A 17,512-nucleotide genomic window follows, 5' to 3' on the forward strand; every position below is an offset into this window, starting at 1 on the left:
ACGCGATCGATCCCCAAGGATGAGTCGCGCGGAAAGCGGCTTTGGTTACGAACCCTCCCGCCACCGCCCCTCCCGGGCGCCGCGCCGAGCCTCGGCGTCGCCGCCGTCAGGGGCCGGTCAGGCGGCGCTCGCCCTTCGTGGTGATCACGTAGACCTGCCAGGTGTAGTAGGCGTAGTAGTTCCTGATGTCCCGCTTCATCTGGCGTGCGTGCGACAGGACCGCGTCGACGTAGGCCTGCGAATGGTTGTAGGCGTACAGCGCGCGCCGGTAGTCGCGGGGCGCTCCCGACGCGTGGAGGTAGTTGGCCGCGGCGAGCAGGGCGTCGCGGGTGTCGTCGATGTCACCGCCCATGCCGTACGCCTTCCAGGTGCCCGGCATGAACTGCATCGGCCCTCTGGCGCCCACGTAGCTCGGCGACCGCACCCGTCCGAACTTGGTCTCGACGAGCATGACCGCCGCCAGCACCTCCCACTCGACGCCGAACCGGCGCTCGGCGCGCCGGAAGGCGGCGAGCAGGACGTCGGCCGGCTCCGCCCGCTCGACCTTGATCTTGATCGGTCCGCTGACGGGGTGGGCGAGGGAGAGCAGGTCGCGGATGGCCGTCACGTTGTCCCGGGCCCGCGCGGCCTCCTCTTTCGGCAGCTTCCCGTACGTCCGGGACGCGACCTTCGCGTTGCGGGCGAGGTAGCGGTACACACGCTGCTCGTACAGGGACAGCAGGACCACGGGCTCGGGCGCCTCCCCCTTCGCGGGGTCACCCGTACGCCTCCAGTCGTCGATCGCGTCGCGCAGGTGCCCGGCCGTACGGGTGAGGGCGTCGGCCAGCCGGGCGGGGTCCTTGGGGATCGCCTCGTCCGGCGCGGGCAGGTCGCGTGCGGACGGCTCCGGCGCCGGACTCGCGGAGGACGCCGACGTGGACGGGGACAGGCGCTCACGCGGAGCGACGGAGGCGGCCTCCCCCGCCGCGCCGCCGCAGCCCGAGAGCGGAACGGCCACGGCGGCGAGCACGGCGGCCAGCACCCTGCGGAGCGGCATCGGCGGTGGGATCACGGCAGGCTGATCGTTCATCGTCCCCAACGTATGCCCAGCGGTGCCGTTCCATGTCCTCGTCCGCGCGGCGGGACGCCGGAAGTCGGGAACGTTACGGCCCACCCCTTTTTCCTCCGATTGAAATTCGCTGTTGACTCGCCCAGTTATCGCACAGTAATCGTCGTCACGTGCAACTGCCTCGGGTGAAATTCGAGCACCGGCCCCACCGGTACGAGGACGGCACCGTTCGCATCGGCGGCGAGATTTACGGGATCGCCGCCGAAATCGCCGACCCGTACGGCTGGGTGTGGACGACCCTCACCCTGATGGACGGCACCCGCTCCCGCGACGAGATCGCCGAGCGGCTGCGGCTGGCCCATCCGGAGGTGCCGGACGCCGTGGCGATCGTCGAGCAGCTGGTCGCCACCCGATACGTGGAGGACGCCGCGGCCGTGCCGCCGGCCGGGCTGAGCGAACGCGAGCTCGACCGCTACAGCAGGAACCAGGCCTTCTTCCGCACGGTCGACGCCGTGCCGCGCGCGCACGGCTGGGAGACCCAGCTCCGGTTGAAGTCCGCCCGGGTCGTGGTGCTCGGCCTCGGCGGCACGGGCAGCCACGCGGCCTGGGCACTCGCCGCCAGCGGTGTCGGCACGATCCACTGCGTGGATCCGGATCTGGTCGAGCTGTCCAATCTGAGCCGCCAGGTGCTCTACGGCGAGGACGACGTGGGGCGCCCCAAAGCGGAGGTGGCGGTCGAACGACTCCGCACCGTCAACTCCGACATCTCCGTCACGGGCGAACGCCGCCACATCGGCGGCAGGCGGGAGCTGGACGACCTGGTCGCGGGCTGCGACGCGCTCGCCCTCTGCGCGGACCGGCCCACCGGCCACGAGATCAGGGTGTGGGCCAACCGCGCCTGCGCCGCCGCGGGCATCCCCTGGGCCGGCGGCGGGTACAACGGGCCGCTGGTCACCGTGGGGTGCTTCGCGCCGGAAGCGGGCGCCTGCTACGAGTGCCTGAGCAGCGGCGAGGAGGAGAGACGCCGCCCCGGCACGCCGGTGGACCTCGGCGGGTCCGGCGTCATCGCCACCTCCGCGGGTGTGTCCGGGCAGCTCGTCGCTCACGCGCTGCTGGGATTGCTGACCGGGGTGCCCGTGCCCCCGGTCGGCACCATCCAGGGCGTCAACCTGATCGCCGCGGACCATCACGTGTGGGTCCGCCATCCGCCGCGTCCCGGCTGCCCGGTGTGCGGGACACGGGCACGCGCACGGGATACGAACACAGTCCATTTCGGTTGACGACCGAAATCGACGGCGGCGGAATGCCCATCGAATGTCCTGACTGCCTGTGTCAACCGGCAAATCGTGAACCGGTTTTCATGTCCCCGCCGGAGGCGACGGGAAAGGGCCGGTCATCGTCATCGGCGGGTCGTGGGGGTCCCCCGCCGACCACCACCGGACCCGGCCGAGGCCCGCCGGGCGCGTCGCGGAGACGCCGCTCTCCGAGTACGCCGTACGAGGGGATGCGCGGGCCGTCCGGCCGGCCGCCGCCGATCAGGACTGTGCGTAGGAGCCGGTGGTCAGGTCCTCGATCAGCCCGGGTCGCTCCGGGGCCCACCCGAACAGCCGCCGGGCCCGCGAGGCGTCCATCGGCGACGACCGGGTGAGCACGCCGGCGGACTGCCCCATCGCGGCGGCCGCCTGCTCCGGCGTGATCGACACGGCCCGGGCGCCGGTCAGCTCGGCGACGGCCTCGGCGATCCGCCGCATCGTTGTCCGCTCGGCCGAGGCGGCGTTGACGACGGCCCCGGGCGTACGGCGCTCGACCGCGGCCACGTACAACGCGGCGAGGTCGTCGACGTGCACCGACGTCCACGCGTTGGTGCCCTCGCCGACGTAGGGCACCGTCCCGCTCCGCCTGCCGCCGGCGATGAGCCCCTGCAGCAGCCCCGACCCGCCGCGCCCGTAGACCAGCGCCGCCCGGATCACCGTGGCCGCCACGTGGCCCGCCGACAGGACCCGCCGCTCGCCGAGGACCTTGTACGGCATCGGCGAGGTCTCCGCGGTGACGGGGTGATCCTCGTCCACGGTGGCGCCCCGCGTGTCCGGGTAGACCAGCCCGGTGCTGGTGTAGACGAACGCGCCTCCGTCGTTCAGGCCGCCGAGCAGCGCCGCGAGGGCATCGCGCTCGATCTCGCCCATCTCGGGATCGGTGTAGTCCACGGCGGTGTGGACCACGGCCTCGGCCGCCGCGGCCGCGTCGCGCAGCACGTCGAGGTCCCGCAGGCCGCCGGGCACCGCCTTCGCGCCCAGCCCCTCGACCCGCTCGCGCGCCCGGTCCGACCTGGCCAGGGCGGCCACCTCGTGACCGGCCCGGACGAGGTGCTCGGCCACGACTCCGCCGACGTAACCGCTCGCACCGGTGATGAGAATCCGCATGATCATGTTGCCTTTCGCTGGGATCGGTTGACCTGCGGCGGGTCCGTGTCCGCCGTCGCAGGCCGGTGCAACCCCACGGTCGCGCCCGTCCATCCCGGACAGCCAGGGACCGAAAGTCCGTGGCTGCGCGGGCCGGCGCTCCCGCTTGCGGGCGTACGGTCATCGACATGGACAAGCACGGCCTGGCGAAGTTCCTGCGCGGCAAGCGGGAGCAGGTCGGCCCCGCCGACGTCGGCCTGCCCGAGGGACGCCGCCGCACCCCCGGGCTGCGTCGCGAGGAGGTCGCCCAGCTCGCGTACATCTCCGTGGACCACTACACCCGCCTGGAGCAGGCGCGGGGCCGGCACCCGTCACGGCGCGTGCTCGACGGGATCGCCCGCGCCCTGCGCCTGTCGGACCAGGAACGGGCCCACCTGTTCCATCTGGCCGGGGAGCGGGAGGAGAGCCGGTCCGCCGAACCCGTACGCGAGGTGCGGCCGAGCACGCTGAACCTGGTCAACCGGCTGACCGACGCCGCCGCGATCGTCGTGGACGACACCTGCGCCGTGCTGGCCTGGAACCCGCTGGCCGCGGCCCTGTTCGAGGACTTCTCCGCTCTGGCGGGCCGGGAGCGCAACGTCATCCGGCGTTACTTCCTGCACCCCGACCCCGAGCGGCGGTACTACGGCATGGGCAGCCCGGAGCGCTTCGTCGTCACGGCGGTCAGCTACCTGCGCGTCGCCGTCACCCGTTATCCCGGCAGCCGTGAGCTGAGGAGCCTGGTCGAGGAGCTGCTGGCCGGGAGCGAGGAGTTCGCCCGCCTCTGGAACTCCCAGCGGTTCCACATCGAGCGGCATCTGCGCCAGACCGTGCGGCACCCGCGCGTCGGGCCGATCGAGCTGGACTTCGACGTGCTGACCGTGCCCGACCAGGAGCAGCAGGTGGTCATCTTCACCGCCGAGCCCGGGTCCCCGGCCTACGAGTCCCTCCAGTTCCTCAAGGTCATCGGCGCCGAGCAGGCGCCCGCCGGCGCCTGACATCCCTCCGGTTCCTGCCGGGCGGGGGTGCCGCCCGGCGTGCAATGTAAAAAAATCTGTACATGAGGTCAAAGATTGGCTACCTTGGAAGTGTCAAAGATTTCATACATCAGGAGGTTCCGATCATGACTCACGAGGAGAAGCGCGCCTGGATCAGGCTCGTCGTCGCCGTGATCGCCTACGCGGCGTACGTCGTCGCCGTCCTCAGACGGGCGGACGGCGGCCCGTTACCCGACGTGCCGTACGCCGCCGCCCTGCTGTGGACGGTGGGCGGGGCGATCGCGGCGTCGATCCTGGCGGAGATCGGGATGGCGATCGTCAACCCGCGGGCCTCGCGCGTCGTCGACGCCCGCGACAGGGAGATCGGACGGCTCGGCGACCACACCGGTCAGGCGTTCGTGGTCATCGGGGCGCTCGCGGCGATGCTCATGGCCGTGGCGGAGTGGGACAGGTTCTGGATCGCCAACGTGGTCTACCTCTGCTTCGTGCTCTCGGCGATCCTCGGCGGCATCACCAAGATCGTCGTCTATCGCAGGAGCGTTCCGGAGTGGTGAAGCCCACACGCGTGACGAACCGCATCCGCGCGCTGCGGTTCGCCCACGACGAGATGACCCAGGCCGAGCTCGCCGACCGCATCGGCGTGACCCGGCAGACCGTCATCGCCATCGAGCAGGGCCGATACTCACCGACCCTGGAGATGGCCTTCCGGATCGCCCGGGTGTTCGGCGTTCCGCTCGACGACGTGTTCCAGTATCCCGACCTCCCCGAGGAGACGACGTGAAAGCCATCGTCCAGGACGCGTACGGCACGGCCGACGTGCTCGAACTGCGTGACGTCGACCGCCCCTCGATCGGCGAAGAGGAGGTGCTCGTCGAGGTCCGCGCGGCCGCCGTGGATCCCGGCGTCTGGGTCCTGATGACCGGCCGGCCGTACCTCGCGCGTGTCGGGGGATTCGGGCTGCGCCGACCCAAGGTCCCCGTGCGGGGCCGCGACGTCGCGGGGGTGGTGGCGGCCGTCGGCGCCGGCGTCACCCGCTTCCGGCCCGGTCAGGAGGTGTACGGCACCTGCCCGAGCGGCTCGCTCGCCGAGTACGCGAGGGCGCCGCAGGACCGCCTCGCGCCGAAGCCGGCCGGTCTCACGTTCGAGCAGGCCGCCGCGGTGCCGGTCTCCGGCATGACGGCGCTGCAGGCCGTCCGCGACGTCGGCGGCGTACGGCCGGGACAGCGGGTGATGGTCATCGGCGCGGCGGGGGGCGTGGGGTCGTTCGCCGTGCAGATCGCCAAGGCGCTCGGCGCGAGCGTCACCGGCGTGTGCGCGGCGGCGAAGGCGGACTTCGTGCGGTCGCTCGGGGCCGACGACGTCATCGACTACGCCCACGAGGAGATCGACCGCGACGGCGCGCGTTACGACGTCGTCGTCGACACGGCGGGCAACCGGCCGCTGTCGCTGCTGCGGCGCGCCCTGACGCCGCGCGGGACGCTGGTGATCGTCGGCGGCGGGCACGTCGCGTACCGCTTCGCCGGGGGCATGGGACGCACGTTCCGGGCGCCGCTGCTGTCGATGGTCACGGGGTCGATGTTCCGGGGGCGGCGGCTGCGCCCGATGTTCTCCCGCGAGCGCGCCGAGCACCTGGAGGAGCTGACCCGGCTCATCGAGTCCGGAGCCGTCGTCCCGGCGATCGACCGCGTCTTCCCCCTCGGCGACGCCCCCGGCGCGCTGCGCCACCTGATGGGCGGGCATCCGGCCGGCAAGGTCGTCGTCACCGTGGCGGAAACGGCCTGACTCACCTGCGGTCCGGCAGCTCGGTCTTCCAAGGGCCTGGAACTCCTCCTCGGTCAGCACAACACCCTCGTCGCGGAGCACGCGCGACGCTTCACCGCAGCCGTCGTCGACGCGATGCCGGTCGCCGAGTCCGTGCCCGGCTACCCGTCCCACCGCAAGGGCCGGCGGCCCGTACGATCTCGGCTCTGGCGAAAAGTGATATCACTTTGCTAGTGTCGTGCTAGACACCGAGGAGAAGACATGACAGATGTGAGCATCGCGGTCGACATGCCCACCCCCCAGACCCACGAGCGCGCGGCCCGCGCCTCCGCGGGATGGCCGATGCTGATCCTGGCCCTGCTGTGCCTGCTGAGCCCGGCCGCGCTGATCCCGATCGGAGCCGGCCTCGCGGCCGACGGCGACGGCGGCGCGGGAGCCGTCCTGATCGCCGCCGGGGCGCTGCTCTTCCTGGCGGCCCTCGTCGTCCTGACCGGCCTCACCGCGGTCGCCCCCGGTGAGGCGCGGGTGATCCAGTTGCTCGGCCGTTACGTGGGCACGGTCCGCACCCCCGGCCTCAGGTTCGTGCTTCCCTTCACGCAGAAGCGCAAGGTGTCGACCCGGATCCGCAACCACGAGACCGACATCACGAAGGTCAACGACGCCGACGGCAACCCGATCGAGATGGCCGCCGTGGTCGTCTGGCAGGTCGAGGACACGGCGAAGGCGGTCTTCGAAGTCGACGACTTCGTGGAGTTCGTCGCCTTCCAGACCGAGACCGCGGTCCGGCACATCGCCGGCAGCTACCCGTACGACGGGCACGACGACATGCTGTCCCTGCGCCAGAACGCGGACGAGATCACCGGCCGCCTGTCCGCCGAGATCCAGGCACGGGTGGCCTCGGCCGGGGTCAAGGTCATCGAGTCGCGCGTCACCCGCCTGGCGTACGCTCCCGAGATCGCACAGGCGATGCTGCGCCGCCAGCAGGCCGGAGCGGTCGTCGCGGCCCGTCAGCGGATCGTGGACGGCGCCGTCGGCATGGTCGAGGCCGCCCTGGCCCGCCTGGACGAGCACGACGTGATCGAGCTCGACGAGGAGCGCAAGGCCACCATGGTCAGCAACCTGCTCGTCGTCCTGTGCGGCGACCGCGACGTGCAGCCCGTGGTGAACACCGGTTCCCTGTACCACTAGACCGTGGCGACCGAAAGGAAGAGCATCCTGCTGCGGCTGGATCCCGCGGTGCACGACGCGCTGGCCCGCTGGGCCGCTGACGAACTACGCAGCACCAACGCGCAGATCGAGTTCCTGCTGCGCCGGGCGTTGTCGGAGGCGAGCCGGCTCCCGGGCGACGCCGGTCGCATCCCCCGGCGCGGCCGGCCGGCCAAGAAGAAGACCTCGCCCGAAGAAACGCCGCCCGGACGGACCCCGCCTCCGGAGGCTCCCACCGCCGGCCCACCCGACGACGACTGAGAGGAAGGCAGTCCCGTGGACGTCCCCGCCTCCTTGACGGCTCAGCTCTATCTGCTCGCCTACGACCCCCGCAAGGAGCGGGTGGTGACGAACCACCGCTTTCCCTACCTGCTGCGTGCGGCCGCGCTCACGGACCTGCTGCTCATCGGCCGGATCGCCGACGACGGCGGCAAGGTGCGCGTGGTGTCGGAGGACCGGGTCGCCGACCCGGTCCTCGACGGCCTGCTGCACCAGCTCGCCCAGTCGGGGCCCCGGCCGTGGCGACACTGGATCGGCAAGGACGGCCGCGCGACGGTCCGTGCGGTGCGGGACGAGCTGGAGAAGGGACGCTGGATCAGGGTGGAGCCGCACCGGCCGTTGCTGATCTTCGCCATGAATCACGTCCGCGTACGCGACACGCGTGTGGTGAAACGACTGGCGACGCGGGTCTCCGGCGCGCTCACCGGCCCGGTGTCCCGGGTCGGGGACCGGGAGGCGGCCCTCGTCGGCCTGGCCGCCGCGGGAGAGCTCGGGACGGTCCTCCCGCGAGCGAGACGACGGGCGCACAAGCAGCGCATCGCCCAACTGGCCGAGCGCGGCGGCCCGGTGGCGCCGGCCCTCCGCAAGATCATCCAGCAGGCCCGCGCGGCGAGCGGAGGCTGAGGCTGTCCACCGTCAGCAGGTGCGGAGCATGTTGAGCAGGGCGACCTTCTCCGACCGGGTCACGAAGAGACGGTAGTGATGCTTCACCGTGATCCACGAGGTCGCGTAGCGGCACCAGTAGCCGCGGCGCGGCGGACGCCAGCTCTGCGGACCCCTGCCTCCCTTGGCCATGTTGACCGAGTGGCTCACCACGACCAGCTCCGGACGCGTGAGGTCGTTGGCGAACGCGCGCCGCTTGGCCTGGCTCCACCTCTTGGCCCCGGAGCGCCAGGCGTAGGCCAGGGGAACGATGTGGTCGACGTCGGTCTGCTTCACGCTCTTCAGCACCTTGCCGTCGTACGGGCTGTGCCAGACGCCCTTCACGGCCTGGCACGCCGCGTTCCTGCGTACGCGCCGCCCGTCGCGGGCGAGAACCACCTCCCGCGCGTCGCACTCCCCCTTGTGGTGCGCCCATCGGGGCTGGAAACGCCGATGGCTGTACCCGCGGATCGACAGCGGCTTGGCGACCTTCAGATGAGCCAGCATGCGGCGGGCCGTCGCCCCGGCGCCGGTTTGCTGGCGGGCGTCGGCCGCGGCCTGCGGGGCGAGCGCGACAGCGGTGATCGGGAGGACCAGAAAGGACAGTACGGCGACTCGGAGCGTGCGACTCATGAAGATCATGGTTCCAGCCATACCAGTCTCTCCCCACCGGCCGTGACGATATGCGACGGATCAGATGCGGAATCGTCTCACCCGCCGGATGTCCGGGGCCGCGGAGACGCCGAGGGAATGTCCGGCGATCACCGGTGGTTCCAAGACAACGAAAGTTGAAGTTTCAATCAGAAAGGGCGGCCATGCCCGCTGTCACCGCAGACACCCTGACGCTGCCACGAGTCGCCGTACCGGATCCGGCCGTTGCAGCACCGCGCCCCGTTCTCTCGGTGACGACCGCGCCCAGCGGCTTCGAGGGCGAGGGCTTCCCCGTACGGCGCGCGTTCGCCGGGGTGCCGCAGGCCATGCTGGACCCGTTCATCCACATGGACCAGATGGGCGAGGTCGAGTACGCCCCGGGCGAGCCGAAGGGCACGCCGTGGCACCCGCACCGCGGCTTCGAGACGGTCACCTACATCATCGACGGGGTCTTCGAACACCAGGACTCCAACGGAGGCGGCGGCACCATCACCAACGGCGACACCCAGTGGATGACCGCCGGGTCAGGCCTGCTGCACATCGAGAAGCCGCCGGAGCACCTGGTGGTCTCGGGCGGGCTCTTCCACGGCATCCAGCTGTGGGTGAACCTTCCTCGCGCGCACAAGTTCCACCTGCCCCGCTACCAGGACATCCGGGGGCGTGAGGCGGCACTGCTCGCCTCGGCCGACGGCGGCGCGCTGCTGCGGGTGATCGCCGGCGAGCTGGACGGGAACGCCGGCCCCGGCGTCACGTTCACCCCGATCACGATGGTGCACGCGACCGTCAGCCCCGGCGCCCGGCTGGACCTGCCGTGGAACCCGGAGTTCAACGCCCTCGCCTACGTGCTGGCCGGTCAGGGCTCCGTGGGCGCCGAGCGGCGGCCGATCCGCAAGGGGCAGCTCGCCGTCCTCGGCTCCGGCGGGTCGCTGACCCTCGCCGGGGACACCGCTCAGCCCCAGGCCGAGCCCAATCTGGAGGTGCTACTGCTCGGCGGGCGGCCGATCCGCGAGCCGGTCGTGCACTACGGGCCGTTCGTGATGAACACCCGCGCCGAGATCATTAAGGCGATGGAGGACTACCAGGCGGGCCGTCTGGGCGTCGTCCCCGCCGAGCGGGTCCCGCACGCCGACGGACCCCTGACCGCGACGGACTGACCCGCCCGCCGGAAGGCCGGCCGGCAGGCGCGCACACCCGCCGCCCGGCCGGCCTTCGACAGCGGAGCCGCGGTTCCCTACGCGGGCCCGACGTGGACCGCGACTCCGGTACGACCCTCCGGGCCCCGCCGGTCACTGCGGCCCAAGACGCGCGCCGACCGTACGCAGCGCTTCGAGAAGATCGCGCGCCGACGGGGCGTGATCGGGATCGACGAGCCACTGGGTCGCCATCCCCCCGAGCAGCGCCTGGTAGAACGAGCCGACGGCCATCGCCTTCCGCTCGTCCGCGCCCGGATCCAGGTTCTCGAAGATGGCCGCGAGTCCCAGCCTCGCCTGCCGGTTGGCGGCCCCGAACGCCTCGCGCAACTCGGGCAGACGGTCCATCTGCGCGATGAGCTCGAACTGAATGGCCCAGAGCGGCCGCAACCTGACGAAGGACTCGATGATCCGCGTCCAGGTCGCCTCGAATCGCTGTGCGGGGGCGCCGCTGAGCGACGCGTCGGCGGCGAGAGTCTGCTCGATCTCCTTTCCCCATTCCTCCATCGCCTCGATGAGAGCCGCGTTGAGCAGCGCCTTGGTCGATCTGAAGTGATAGCCGATGGCGGCGAGGCTCGTGCCGGCGGCCGCCGCGATGTCCCGCGCGGTGGTGCCGGAATATCCCTTCTCCATCAGGCAGCGCTTGGCTCCCGCGAGCAGATCTTCCCGGTTTCCCATGGTCGGAGCTTAGCCGACGTCCGAACAAACGTCTTGCACATTTGTCCTAGACATTTGATTGAGACGTTTGTACAGTCTCAGTCATGAAGCACATCCTGATCTCCGGCGGGAGCGTCGCCGGCCTGACGCTGGCTTTCTGGCTCCGTGAGCACGGCTTCGCGGTGACCGTCGTGGAACGCGCGCCCTCGCCGCGGGACGGCGGCTACAAGATCGACATTCGGGGAGCGGCACTCGACGTCGTCGCCCGCATGGGGCTGCTGGAGGAGGTGCGGCGGCACAGCACGGACATGCGGGTCGCACGCTTCGTCGACGCGCGGGGCAGGCAGACCGGCACGATGAGCGCCGACCTGTTCGGCGGTCGCGAGGGAGACGACGTCGAGATCATGCGCGGTGACCTCACCCGGCTCCTGCACGCGGCGATCGGAGACACCGTCGAGTACGTCTTCGACGACTCCGTCACGGCCCTGCGGGAGACCGCGGACGGCGTGCGCGTCACCTTCGCGAACAGCTCCCCGCGTACGTTCGACCTGGTGGTGGGCGCCGACGGCCTGCACTCGAACGTCCGCGCGCTGGCCTTCGGTGAGGAGTCCCGGTACGTCCACGACCTCGGGCACCACATCTCGATCTTCACGGTGCCGAACCATCTCCACCTGGACCGCACGGAGATGATGCACCCGGCCCCCGGCAGAAGCACCGGCATGTACAGCACCGGGCGCGGCGACGACGCCAAGGCGATGTTCCTCTTCTCCTCGCCGCCGCTGGAGTACGACCGGCGGGACACCGGCCGGCAGAAGAAGCTGCTCGCCGAAATCTTCGCCGGTCAGGGCTGGGAGGTCCCTCGTCTCCTCGACGCGATGTGGGACGCGCCGGACTTCTACTTCGACTCCATCAGCCAGGTGCGCATGGACCGCTGGTCGTCGGGCCGGGTGGCCCTGGTCGGTGACGCCGCCTACGCCGCGTCACCCGCGTCCGGTCAGGGCACCAGCCTGGCCCTGGTCGGCGCCTACGTTCTCGCCGGCTGCCTCGCCGAGACGGCAGCAGACCACGCCGCAGGAGACCACGCCGGGGGGTTCGCCGCGTACGAGCGGGAGATGCGGCACTTCGTGGAGGAGAACCAGAAGCTCGCCGCGAACAACCTCAAGGGCATGGTGCTGAAGTCCAAGGCACAGATCCGGTTCCAGATGCTGATGTTGCGGCTGATGCCGCACCTGCCGGGCAAAGACCGCATGATCGAGCGGGTCACCGAGCCCATCCGCAGGGCCGCGACCGCGATCACGATCAGGGATTACCGAACGCCGGCCGCGTAGCCGCGGACACCGTCATCCGCGTGACCAGCCAACGCCGATCGCTGGGGATCCAGCCCGAATCCGGAACATTCCGAGGTTCTCCGGCATCTCACCCGGCATGAGATTGCGCATGGCTCTCGCGGCACTTCTCCTGGCCACCGTTCCGCTGAGCGGACAGCCCGCGGCGGCCGCCACGCCGGCCACGATCGCGTACGCGCGGCTGACCCAGGCGTGGGAACTGGTCCTGACCGACGGAAACGTGGTGAAGGTGCCGGAAGCGCTCGCCGCGGCACCCGACGACGCGGTCAACGCCGGCTGGCGGGCGCCGTTCCTGATCAGCGGGGACGGACGGCACTTCTTCTACTTCCGCGAGTCGGACGGCCTGTTCGTCGAGCGGACCCCCAACGGCAGGGAAAGGGTGGTGTCACGGGAGATCAAGGCGTACGACATCGGCGAGGAGTGGCCGTGGGTGTCGTATGACGGGAGTTTCGTGATCGTCGGGAACTCCGCACCGGCGCTGGGGGCCTTCGTGGACCTGCGGAAAGGCACGACGATGTCGAATCCCGGGGGAAGGGACGACTGGAGCTTCGACGGATTCAGCCCGGACGGCGAGCGGCTGCTGTTGAGAAGGGTGGGCGGGAGCCGGGTGACGGTGTTCGATCGGCGACTGCGTGCCCGGTTGCGGCTGAAGGCGAAACTGTCGCCGGACGCGCTGGCGAACGACCACCACACGGCAGTGGAGCTCGTCGGCACGTCACCCACGTTGCGCAGGCTGCGCCCGGTCGACCTGCGCACCGGCCGCGCGGGCCGCACCGTGACCGTGCGGTTGCCTCGCGGGCAGTACATCGACGACCTCGAATTCGACCAGAAGGGACGCCTGATCGTCCGGTCGAAGACCAAGACGGGCGTGGCGATCTACCGGGTCTCGAAGACGACCGGCAAGGCGTCGCTGCTGCGCAGCCTCGCCAGGCCCGACGCGAAGGCCTGGGTGCTCCCGGGCGACAGCGCCTACGAGCCGTGGACGGAGAAGAAATGAGCCCGGCCGTCACCCGTGTGAACGGATGCCCTCTCCCAGACGTCGTACTGGCGAGTGGAGGGGAAGCACCATGCGTACCGTACTCGTCTCGGCCGTGACGGCGCTCGGGCTGGCGTGCATGCCGGCCGTGGCGGCCTCCGGCGTGACCCACCAGGGCCCGCAGGCCGGGCAGACCGCGTCGGCGTGGCGGCTGACCAGGGTGAACACACTGCCGGGGGACGACGTACTCAACGACCTGACGGTCCTGGGCAACGGGTCGGTGTGGGCGGCCGGTCACCGGGTCGTGAACGGCAGGCAGCGGGGACTGGTCCAGCGGTTCGACGGCGGCTCGTGGACGGTGATCCCCGGCAGCCCGCCGTACGAGCTGAAGGCCGTGACGGCGACCTCGAACAGGGACGTATGGGTCTTCGGCCCGAAGAAGGCCGCCCGGTGGAACGGCCGCGCGTGGACCACCCTCTCGCTCGGCGGCTTCTCGGCGACGGACGCCGACGCGGCGGGCGCGAAGGACGTCTGGGCGGTCGCCGAGTCCTCGGCCTCGGCCAGGCACTGGAACGGGTCCTCCTGGAAGAGCGTCCGGCTGCCGGCCCGCGCCGCCGCCGTCGACGCCTTCACCGCCGGTGACGTCTGGGCGGCGGGAACCACGGGCGACCGTCCCGCGATCATGCGGTGGAACGGAAGGTCCTGGGCACTGGCGCCCACGCCCGCGATCAAGCTGCCCGCTCCCGACGCGGCCGCGGTCCTCAACGACATCGCCGTCGTGAGCCCGGCGAACGTGTGGGCCGTCGGCGGCGTCACCTGGGAGGGCGCCGACGACGAGGGCGACGACGTGACCTACGGCCGCACCCTGGTCATGCACTGGAACGGCAGGTCATGGGACACCTCGATCGGTGCCGCCAACGCGCAGCCGTACACGGAGGTGGAGCCCGACGGTCAGGGCGGCGTGTGGGTCGTGCAGGGCAGCTGGAACCCCACCCTCTGGCATGTCACGGGTTCCGCGTGGCGCGGCGCCCCGCTTCCCCATAAGGCCGGCACCGACGCCGTCCTGTTCTCGATCGCGCGCAGGCCCGGGACGGCGACGGTGTGGGGCGCGGGATTCACCGTGCCGCAGGGCGACCCCGACGACCCCTCGGCCAACGGCGCGTTCTGGCGCACGCGCTGACCGGCTCGTCCGCGGGCACGGCCGACTCTCAGCGCGGGCACGGCCGGCTCTCGGCCCGGCGCATGGCCGAACGCCGTGAAGGTCGCCCTCTCGGGATGTGATGAGCGTCACAAAAAGCAGCCTCACCTGCGTACTGACCTGCGGTTTTTCCTTTTGATCCTTTAACGCCTTTTTGCCCCCTTTGCAGCGATATGGGGCTGCTTGGTAGTTTCCTTGCCCTACGGCGGCGCCCCTGTGGCGCCGCCGCGGCGAACCCGGCCCGGCCGTGTTCGGAAGAAACCATCCACAGTCACCGCCGCCATGTCCTCTCCGCCCCCCTGGGCGCCGGTGATGCCGAATCCGAGCAGCAAGGAGGCCCGGAGCCGGGGAACCAGTCGACCTTCGCCGAAGGTCTGGGGTGAATCGGCGCGCATGCGCCGTAGGGCGACTTCCCTGCCCGAATCCGTCAGCTAACCCGGTAGGCGCAAGCGGAAGACCGTAGGGAGAGATCCCCTGTCCACCAACCCCACCACTCTGCTCCGCATCGCCATCGTCACTGTGGGTAGCGCCACGCTCACCGCCTCCGTAGCGGGCTTCGGCGCACTGCCCGCGGCCGCCGCTTCGGAGACGATGGCAGCTCCGCCCCCGGCCCCCGGGGTCATCGCACCCGAGCCCGCCGTCACGGGGGTCACCCCGGACACCAGCGCGGCTCCCGCGGCGGAGGACGCCGCGGACAAGAAGCTCACCAAGGCCGCCCTCCAGCAGAAGAAGGCCGAGCGGGCCATCAAGGTGGTGAGAAAGCACCTCGGTGACCCCTATGTGTGGGGCGCCACAGGCCCGCACGCGTTCGACTGCTCCGGGCTCGTCCAGTTCGCCTGGCGCAAGGCCGGCGTCAAACTCCCGCGTACGACGTGGTCGATGCTCAACGCCGCCAAGAGAAAGGTCTCCCTGGCGCATATCAAGCCCGGCGACCTCATCTTCACCAGCGGCGGCGGTCACGTGGGCATGTACGTGGGACACAAGAAGGTGATCAGCGCGCCGCACAGCGGCGCGGTGGTCAGCGTCGACAGGCTCAACGGCTATTGGAGGAACGGCTTCCTGACCGCCGTACGCCCCGGCGTCTGACCCGGGACGTCGTAGAGGCGTCCGGCGGAGCTGCCCTGCCGGGGCACCGTCAGGGCAGCTCCGCCTCTGCTCACCCCTGCCGCAGGTGGGCCAGCAGTCCGTCCAGCGGCCGTGGCACGCGGTCGGGCTCCAGTGCCGCGACGAGCCTGCCCGAGTAGCGGATCTTGCGTCCGCCGCCTGATCCCATGAACCGGCGCAGCTGGTCGTGAGTGCTCCGCCCGCGCCATCCGGATTGCTTCTGGAGTGTGCGGAATGAGCGGAGCTCGCCCTCGGCATCGAGGACGCGTTCCACCGTGGCGGTGCCGAGGGCGCGGATCAGCTCGTCTTCCAGGTCGGCCACGCACACGAAGAACCCGAGCGTCTCCAGATCGCTCCTGTCGAGGTCGGATCCCAGGCCGGCACGCTCGAGGCCCCTCCGGAAGGCGCCCTCTTCACCGGCGTCGTACAGACCGGCCAGCCGGAGGTCGCGACCGGCGGGGCCGAACCTGCAGGCATATGTCCCGATGTTCGTGGCGCCGCCCATCGCCACGACGGAGATGCCTTCGGCCGCGAGGTCCCGGCCGCGGCGCTCGGCCAACGTCTCGACGGCCGACTTGTCACTGGTCCCCTCGACCAGGACCACAGTGCGCGTACGGTTCACGCGCTCAGCCTCGCACCCCATCCGGTGGAGTCCGTACCGGTTTTTCCTCCTCATGGGAGCGGCAGCGTGGCCGGCTACGTCGAGCCCGCGTTCGCCTCTGTGCCCGCGATGATTCCGGGCTCCGCCGTGGCGGTGCCGGTGGTGCCGTCGATGGTGACGACGGTGCCGTCGCGGAGCCTGCTCGTCACGTTCGGGATGCCGAGGACGGCGGGGATGGCGCGTTCCCGAGCGACGATCGCGGCGTGGGAGAGCACGCCTCCGGTTTCGGTGACGACGCCGGCGGCGATGCGCAGCAGCGGTGTCCAGGCGGGGTCGGTGAAGGGGCAGACGAGGATGTCGCCCGGACGCACGCGCGCGAAGTCGCCGCGCCCACGGACGATTCTCACGGTGCCGGTCACGGTGCCGCGGCTGCCCGGCGTCCCGGTGAGTGTGACGGCCGGCATGTCCGAGGCGTCGGAGGGCGATGCCGGTGGTGGCGGTGCGGCGGTGACCGGCCGTGCCTGCAGAACCCAGACGCGGCCGTCGGCGATCGCCCACTCGATGTCCTGCGGTCCACCGAGCACGGCGGCGATCTGTCCGCCCAGCTCGGCCAGCCGCGTGGCGGTCACGTCGCCGAGCGCCGGCCGGTTCCGGGAGCCGGTGGGCACGTCGCGGATGACGAGCCGCGTGCCGCGCCGGTCAAGGCGCTGCTGTTTGTCCGCCACGGTGCGGGTGACCGACCCGTCTGCCGTGACCCGGTAGGAGTCGGGGGTGACCCTGCCCTCGACGACGCTGGGGCCGAGGCCCCAGGACGCCTCGATCCGGGTCGCGTCGCCGGAGTCCGCGGGGGTGAACATGACCCCGGACACCTCGGCGTCCAGGTGGCGTTGGACGATGACGGCCATCACAGGGTCGCCGGACGGTCGGCCGTCGCGGCCGGAGGCGGCCCGGTATTCGACGGCACGCGGGGAGAACAGCGAGGCCCAGCAGGCACGTACGGCCTCGGCGACCTCACCGGCTCCCTGCACGGCGAGGAAGCTCTCGTGCTGACCGGCCGCCGACGCCTGAGCGGTGTCCTCCCGCGCTGCCGATGATCTCACCGCCACGGGCGGATCGCCGAGCTCGCCGAGCGCGCGTTCCAGCGCGTCGATCACGGCGGCGTGGACCGGCCGGGCCTCGATCGTCCGTGCCGCCGCATGGACGTCGTCCGGCTCGCCGGCGAACCGCCCGAGGTCCAGGTCGCGGACAGCGGCCAGATAGGCGGCGAACGAGACGACAAAGCCGTCGGGCACGGGCAGACCCGCGCGGAGCAATGCGCCGAGGGCACCGGCCTTGCCCCCGCAGGTGCCGGCGACAGCCTCCATGAGGGGTACGATCATCCGCCCCGCTCCTCAACAAATTGTTGACAATAGTTTAT

At 71.1% G+C, this 17,512-nt stretch carries 19 protein-coding genes and 1 riboswitch; of the genes, 13 read left to right on the plus strand and 6 right to left on the minus strand.

What is annotated here, in order from left to right:
* Window positions 1-106 precede the first annotated feature (106 nt).
* Window positions 107-1,069: a lytic murein transglycosylase gene (locus AB0O28_RS00125; protein ID WP_363634568.1), complete on the minus strand. Its 963-nt coding sequence runs from the start codon at window positions 1,067-1,069 to the stop codon at window positions 107-109.
* Between the two features lie 149 nt (window positions 1,070-1,218).
* Here AB0O28_RS00125 and AB0O28_RS00130 point away from each other — a divergent pair, with 149 nt between their 5' ends.
* On the plus strand, window positions 1,219-2,328 hold the full coding sequence (locus AB0O28_RS00130; protein WP_363634570.1) for a ThiF family adenylyltransferase: 1,110 nt from the start codon (window positions 1,219-1,221) through the stop codon (window positions 2,326-2,328).
* Between the two features lie 255 nt (window positions 2,329-2,583).
* Here AB0O28_RS00130 and AB0O28_RS00135 read toward each other — a convergent pair whose 3' ends face one another.
* Window positions 2,584-3,468 (minus strand): NAD-dependent epimerase/dehydratase family protein, encoded by an 885-nt coding sequence (locus tag AB0O28_RS00135; RefSeq protein WP_363634572.1) that lies wholly within the window; start codon window positions 3,466-3,468, stop codon window positions 2,584-2,586.
* A 167-nt stretch (window positions 3,469-3,635) separates the two neighbouring features.
* On the opposite strand from AB0O28_RS00135, the gene AB0O28_RS00140 reads away from it, so the two are divergent.
* The 7 genes from AB0O28_RS00140 (at window position 3,636) to AB0O28_RS00170 (ending at window position 8,354) form a co-directional block, all read left to right on the plus strand.
* Window positions 3,636-4,484 (plus strand): helix-turn-helix transcriptional regulator, encoded by an 849-nt coding sequence (locus AB0O28_RS00140; RefSeq protein ID WP_363634574.1) that lies wholly within the window; start codon window positions 3,636-3,638, stop codon window positions 4,482-4,484.
* A gap of 125 nt (window positions 4,485-4,609) precedes the next feature.
* Window positions 4,610-5,038, plus strand: coding sequence for a hypothetical protein (locus AB0O28_RS00145; protein WP_363634576.1), 429 nt, complete (start codon window positions 4,610-4,612; stop codon window positions 5,036-5,038).
* Entirely contained in the window at window positions 5,032-5,265 is a 234-nt protein-coding gene (locus AB0O28_RS00150) for a helix-turn-helix transcriptional regulator (protein ID WP_363634578.1), read from the plus strand. Before AB0O28_RS00145 ends, AB0O28_RS00150 begins: the two co-directional genes overlap by 7 nt.
* Window positions 5,262-6,266, plus strand: a complete 1,005-nt coding sequence (locus AB0O28_RS00155; protein ID WP_363634580.1) for an NAD(P)-dependent alcohol dehydrogenase — start codon at window positions 5,262-5,264, stop codon at window positions 6,264-6,266. Before AB0O28_RS00150 ends, AB0O28_RS00155 begins: the two co-directional genes overlap by 4 nt.
* A gap of 240 nt (window positions 6,267-6,506) precedes the next feature.
* Window positions 6,507-7,433 (plus strand): SPFH domain-containing protein, encoded by a 927-nt coding sequence (locus tag AB0O28_RS00160; protein ID WP_363634582.1) that lies wholly within the window; start codon window positions 6,507-6,509, stop codon window positions 7,431-7,433.
* Between the two features lie 3 nt (window positions 7,434-7,436).
* Window positions 7,437-7,712 carry a hypothetical protein gene (locus AB0O28_RS00165; protein ID WP_363634584.1) on the plus strand — a complete coding sequence of 92 codons (276 nt, stop codon included), beginning with the start codon at window positions 7,437-7,439 and terminating at the stop codon, window positions 7,710-7,712.
* Between the two features lie 15 nt (window positions 7,713-7,727).
* Window positions 7,728-8,354, plus strand: a complete 627-nt coding sequence (locus AB0O28_RS00170) for a GPP34 family phosphoprotein (protein ID WP_363634586.1) — start codon at window positions 7,728-7,730, stop codon at window positions 8,352-8,354.
* A 12-nt stretch (window positions 8,355-8,366) separates the two neighbouring features.
* Here AB0O28_RS00170 and AB0O28_RS00175 read toward each other — a convergent pair whose 3' ends face one another.
* Window positions 8,367-9,005 (minus strand): HNH endonuclease family protein, encoded by a 639-nt coding sequence (locus AB0O28_RS00175; RefSeq protein ID WP_363634588.1) that lies wholly within the window; start codon window positions 9,003-9,005, stop codon window positions 8,367-8,369.
* A 269-nt stretch (window positions 9,006-9,274) separates the two neighbouring features.
* On the opposite strand from AB0O28_RS00175, the gene AB0O28_RS00180 reads away from it, so the two are divergent.
* Window positions 9,275-10,177, plus strand: coding sequence for a pirin family protein (locus AB0O28_RS00180; RefSeq protein WP_363634590.1), 903 nt, complete (start codon window positions 9,275-9,277; stop codon window positions 10,175-10,177).
* A 132-nt stretch (window positions 10,178-10,309) separates the two neighbouring features.
* Here the strand turns inward: AB0O28_RS00180 and AB0O28_RS00185 are convergent, their stop codons facing one another.
* Window positions 10,310-10,891 carry a TetR/AcrR family transcriptional regulator gene (locus AB0O28_RS00185; RefSeq protein WP_363634592.1) on the minus strand — a complete coding sequence of 194 codons (582 nt, stop codon included), beginning with the start codon at window positions 10,889-10,891 and terminating at the stop codon, window positions 10,310-10,312.
* Between the two features lie 83 nt (window positions 10,892-10,974).
* On the opposite strand from AB0O28_RS00185, the gene AB0O28_RS00190 reads away from it, so the two are divergent.
* From AB0O28_RS00190 to AB0O28_RS00205, 4 genes are all read left to right on the plus strand, one after another.
* Window positions 10,975-12,198: an FAD-dependent monooxygenase gene (locus tag AB0O28_RS00190; RefSeq protein WP_363634594.1), complete on the plus strand. Its 1,224-nt coding sequence runs from the start codon at window positions 10,975-10,977 to the stop codon at window positions 12,196-12,198.
* A 109-nt stretch (window positions 12,199-12,307) separates the two neighbouring features.
* Entirely contained in the window at window positions 12,308-13,213 is a 906-nt protein-coding gene (locus AB0O28_RS00195; RefSeq protein ID WP_363634596.1) for a hypothetical protein, read from the plus strand.
* 70 nt (window positions 13,214-13,283) lie between these two features.
* A complete protein-coding gene (locus tag AB0O28_RS00200; RefSeq protein ID WP_363634598.1) occupies window positions 13,284-14,372 on the plus strand; it encodes a hypothetical protein in 1,089 nt (362 codons plus the stop codon).
* Between the two features lie 321 nt (window positions 14,373-14,693).
* Window positions 14,694-14,851: riboswitch (cyclic di-AMP (ydaO/yuaA leader) on the plus strand.
* Window positions 14,852-14,909: 58 nt separating this feature from the next.
* A complete protein-coding gene (locus AB0O28_RS00205; RefSeq protein ID WP_363634600.1) occupies window positions 14,910-15,476 on the plus strand; it encodes an NlpC/P60 family protein in 567 nt (188 codons plus the stop codon).
* Between the two features lie 70 nt (window positions 15,477-15,546).
* On the opposite strand, the gene AB0O28_RS00210 is transcribed toward AB0O28_RS00205, so the two are convergent.
* A complete protein-coding gene (locus AB0O28_RS00210) occupies window positions 15,547-16,116 on the minus strand; it encodes a TOPRIM nucleotidyl transferase/hydrolase domain-containing protein (protein ID WP_363634603.1) in 570 nt (189 codons plus the stop codon).
* Window positions 16,117-16,190: 74 nt separating this feature from the next.
* Window positions 16,191-17,474 (minus strand): PEP/pyruvate-binding domain-containing protein, encoded by a 1,284-nt coding sequence (locus AB0O28_RS00215; RefSeq protein WP_363634605.1) that lies wholly within the window; start codon window positions 17,472-17,474, stop codon window positions 16,191-16,193.
* Window positions 17,475-17,512: the final 38 nt, after the last annotated feature.

It is taken from the genome of Microbispora sp. NPDC088329, from assembly GCF_040685655.1.
Classification (GTDB): Bacteria; Actinomycetota; Actinomycetes; order Streptosporangiales; family Streptosporangiaceae; genus Microbispora.

Bases quoted from the DNA above. Each gene is read 5' to 3' on its own strand.
- AB0O28_RS00140 (WP_363634574.1), top strand. From the start codon at position 3,636: ATGGACAAGCACGGCCTGGCGAAGTTCCTGCGCGGCAAGCGGGAGCAG.
- AB0O28_RS00215 (WP_363634605.1), bottom strand. From the start codon at position 17,474: ATGATCGTACCCCTCATGGAGGCTGTCGCCGGCACCTGCGGGGGCAAG.
- AB0O28_RS00190 (WP_363634594.1), top strand. From the start codon at position 10,975: ATGAAGCACATCCTGATCTCCGGCGGGAGCGTCGCCGGCCTGACGCTG.
- AB0O28_RS00125 (WP_363634568.1), bottom strand. From the start codon at position 1,069: ATGAACGATCAGCCTGCCGTGATCCCACCGCCGATGCCGCTCCGCAGG.
- AB0O28_RS00160 (WP_363634582.1), top strand. From the start codon at position 6,507: ATGACAGATGTGAGCATCGCGGTCGACATGCCCACCCCCCAGACCCAC.
- AB0O28_RS00135 (WP_363634572.1), bottom strand. From the start codon at position 3,468: ATGCGGATTCTCATCACCGGTGCGAGCGGTTACGTCGGCGGAGTCGTG.
- AB0O28_RS00195 (WP_363634596.1), top strand. From the start codon at position 12,308: ATGGCTCTCGCGGCACTTCTCCTGGCCACCGTTCCGCTGAGCGGACAG.
- AB0O28_RS00175 (WP_363634588.1), bottom strand. From the start codon at position 9,005: ATGAGTCGCACGCTCCGAGTCGCCGTACTGTCCTTTCTGGTCCTCCCG.
- AB0O28_RS00185 (WP_363634592.1), bottom strand. From the start codon at position 10,891: ATGGGAAACCGGGAAGATCTGCTCGCGGGAGCCAAGCGCTGCCTGATG.
- AB0O28_RS00145 (WP_363634576.1), top strand. From the start codon at position 4,610: ATGACTCACGAGGAGAAGCGCGCCTGGATCAGGCTCGTCGTCGCCGTG.
- AB0O28_RS00200 (WP_363634598.1), top strand. From the start codon at position 13,284: ATGCGTACCGTACTCGTCTCGGCCGTGACGGCGCTCGGGCTGGCGTGC.